The organism is Pseudomonas sp. RG1, from assembly GCF_025910115.1.
Taxonomy (GTDB): domain Bacteria; phylum Pseudomonadota; class Gammaproteobacteria; order Pseudomonadales; family Pseudomonadaceae; genus Aquipseudomonas; species Aquipseudomonas atacamensis.
The window spans coordinates 1-3332 of record NZ_JAPCIK010000056.1; the positions used below are offsets into that span (position 1 = coordinate 1).

At 51.1% G+C, this 3332-nt stretch carries 2 rRNA genes; both read right to left on the reverse strand.

Annotated features, from left to right (window positions below):
• Positions 1 to 114, reverse strand: a 5S ribosomal RNA gene (rrf, locus tag OK411_RS26975); the annotation flags it as partial.
• Between the two features lie 156 nt (positions 115 to 270).
• Positions 271 to 3164 (reverse strand): 23S ribosomal RNA (locus OK411_RS26980).
• Between the last annotated feature and the right edge of the window lie 168 nt (positions 3165 to 3332).

The window sequence follows — 3332 nt, forward strand, 5'->3', positions numbered from 1 at the left end:
TTGACGATGACCTACTCTCACATGGGGAAACCCCACACTACCATCGGCGATGCATCGTTTCACTGCTGAGTTCGGGATGGGATCAGGTGGTTCCAACGCTCTATGGTCGTCAAGAAATTCGGGTACTGACTCGTGACCAGATGGCCTCGCTTCAGCAAATTGGGTATGTGACAGCTTTCGGTGTTTGTGCGTTTCGAACTTTCGGTTCGTTTCGTCTTCACACACCGCAATCTGGTGCCTTTTCAGGTCAGCAAATTGCTTGGGTGTTATATGGTCAAGCCTCACGGGCAATTAGTATTGGTTAGCTCAACGCCTCACAGCGCTTACACACCCAACCTATCAACGTCGTAGTCTTCGACGGCCCTTCAGGGAACTCAAGGTTCCAGTGAGATCTCATCTTGAGGCAAGTTTCCCGCTTAGATGCTTTCAGCGGTTATCTTTCCCGAACATAGCTACCCGGCAATGCCACTGGCGTGACAACCGGAACACCAGAGGTTCGTCCACTCCGGTCCTCTCGTACTAGGAGCAGCCCCTCTCAAATCTCAAACGTCCACGGCAGATAGGGACCGAACTGTCTCACGACGTTCTAAACCCAGCTCGCGTACCACTTTAAATGGCGAACAGCCATACCCTTGGGACCGGCTTCAGCCCCAGGATGTGATGAGCCGACATCGAGGTGCCAAACACCGCCGTCGATATGAACTCTTGGGCGGTATCAGCCTGTTATCCCCGGAGTACCTTTTATCCGTTGAGCGATGGCCCTTCCATACAGAACCACCGGATCACTAAGACCTACTTTCGTACCTGCTCGACGTGTCTGTCTCGCAGTCAAGCGCGCTTTTGCCTTTATACTCTACGACCGATTTCCGACCGGTCTGAGCGCACCTTCGTACTCCTCCGTTACTCTTTAGGAGGAGACCGCCCCAGTCAAACTACCCACCATACACTGTCCTCGATCCGGATAACGGACCTGAGTTAGAACCTCAAAGTTGCCAGGGTGGTATTTCAAGGATGGCTCCACGCGAACTGGCGTCCACGCTTCAAAGCCTCCCACCTATCCTACACAAGCAAATTCAAAGTCCAGTGCAAAGCTATAGTAAAGGTTCACGGGGTCTTTCCGTCTAGCCGCGGATACACTGCATCTTCACAGCGATTTCAATTTCACTGAGTCTCGGGTGGAGACAGCGCCGCCATCGTTACGCCATTCGTGCAGGTCGGAACTTACCCGACAAGGAATTTCGCTACCTTAGGACCGTTATAGTTACGGCCGCCGTTTACCGGGGCTTCGATCAAGAGCTTCGCGTTAGCTAACCCCATCAATTAACCTTCCGGCACCGGGCAGGCGTCACACCCTATACGTCCACTTTCGTGTTTGCAGAGTGCTGTGTTTTTAATAAACAGTCGCAGCGGCCTGGTATCTTCGACCGGCATGAGCTTACGGAGCAAGTCCTTCACCCTCACCGGCGCACCTTCTCCCGAAGTTACGGTGCCATTTTGCCTAGTTCCTTCACCCGAGTTCTCTCAAGCGCCTTGGTATTCTCTACCCAACCACCTGTGTCGGTTTGGGGTACGGTTCCTGGTTACCTGAAGCTTAGAAGCTTTTCTTGGAAGCATGGCATCAACCACTTCGTCACCCAAAGGGTAACTCGTCATCAGCTCTCGGCCTTAAGATCCCGGATTTACCTAAGATCTCAGCCTACCACCTTAAACTTGGACAACCAACGCCAAGCTGGCCTAGCCTTCTCCGTCCCTCCATCGCAATAACCAGAAGTACAGGAATATTAACCTGTTTTCCATCGACTACGCTTTTCAGCCTCGCCTTAGGGACCGACTAACCCTGCGTCGATTAACGTTGCGCAGGAAACCTTGGTCTTTCGGCGTGGGTGTTTTTCACACCCATTGTCGTTACTCATGTCAGCATTCGCACTTCTGATACCTCCAGCAAGCTTCTCAACTCACCTTCACAGGCTTACAGAACGCTCCTCTACCGCATCACCCGAAGGTGATACCCGTAGCTTCGGTGTATGGTTTGAGCCCCGTTACATCTTCCGCGCAGGCCGACTCGACTAGTGAGCTATTACGCTTTCTTTAAAGGGTGGCTGCTTCTAAGCCAACCTCCTAGCTGTCTAAGCCTTCCCACATCGTTTCCCACTTAACCATAACTTTGGGACCTTAGCTGACGGTCTGGGTTGTTTCCCTTTTCACGACGGACGTTAGCACCCGCCGTGTGTCTCCCATGCTCGGCACTTGTAGGTATTCGGAGTTTGCATCGGTTTGGTAAGTCGGGATGACCCCCTAGCCGAAACAGTGCTCTACCCCCTACAGTGATACATGAGGCGCTACCTAAATAGCTTTCGAGGAGAACCAGCTATCTCCGAGCTTGATTAGCCTTTCACTCCGATCCACAGGTCATCCGCTAACTTTTCAACGGTAGTCGGTTCGGTCCTCCAGTCAGTGTTACCTAACCTTCAACCTGCCCATGGATAGATCGCCCGGTTTCGGGTCTATTCCCAGCGACTAGACGCCCTATTAAGACTCGCTTTCGCTACGCCTCCCCTATTCGGTTAAGCTCGCCACTGAAAATAAGTCGCTGACCCATTATACAAAAGGTACGCAGTCACAGAACAAAGTCTGCTCCCACTGCTTGTACGCATACGGTTTCAGGATCTATTTCACTCCCCTCTCCGGGGTTCTTTTCGCCTTTCCCTCACGGTACTAGTTCACTATCGGTCAGTCAGTAGTATTTAGCCTTGGAGGATGGTCCCCCCATATTCAGACAAAGTTTCTCGTGCTCCGTCCTACTCGATTTCATTGATAAGAGATTTTCGCGTACAGGGCTATCACCCACTATGGCCGCACTTTCCAGAGCGTTCCGCTAATCTCAAATCAACTTAAGGGCTAGTCCCCGTTCGCTCGCCACTACTAAGGGAATCTCGGTTGATTTCTTTTCCTCAGGGTACTTAGATGTTTCAGTTCCCCTGGTTCGCCTCTTGCACCTATGTATTCAGTACAAGATAACCATCTTATGATGGCTGGGTTCCCCCATTCAGACATCTCCGGATCAAAGTCTGTTTGCCGACTCCCCGAAGCTTTTCGCAGGCTACCACGTCTTTCATCGCCTCTGACTGCCAAGGCATCCACCGTATGCGCTTCTTCACTTGACCATATAACCCCAAGCAATCTGGTTATACTGTGAAGACGACATTCGCCGAAAATTCGAATTTCTCAACTAAGAGAACTCACAAATTTTACCTTAGCCTGATCCGTTACCAGTGAAAGTAACGTTCAGTCTATCTTTCTATCACATACCCAAATTTTTAAAGAACGATCTA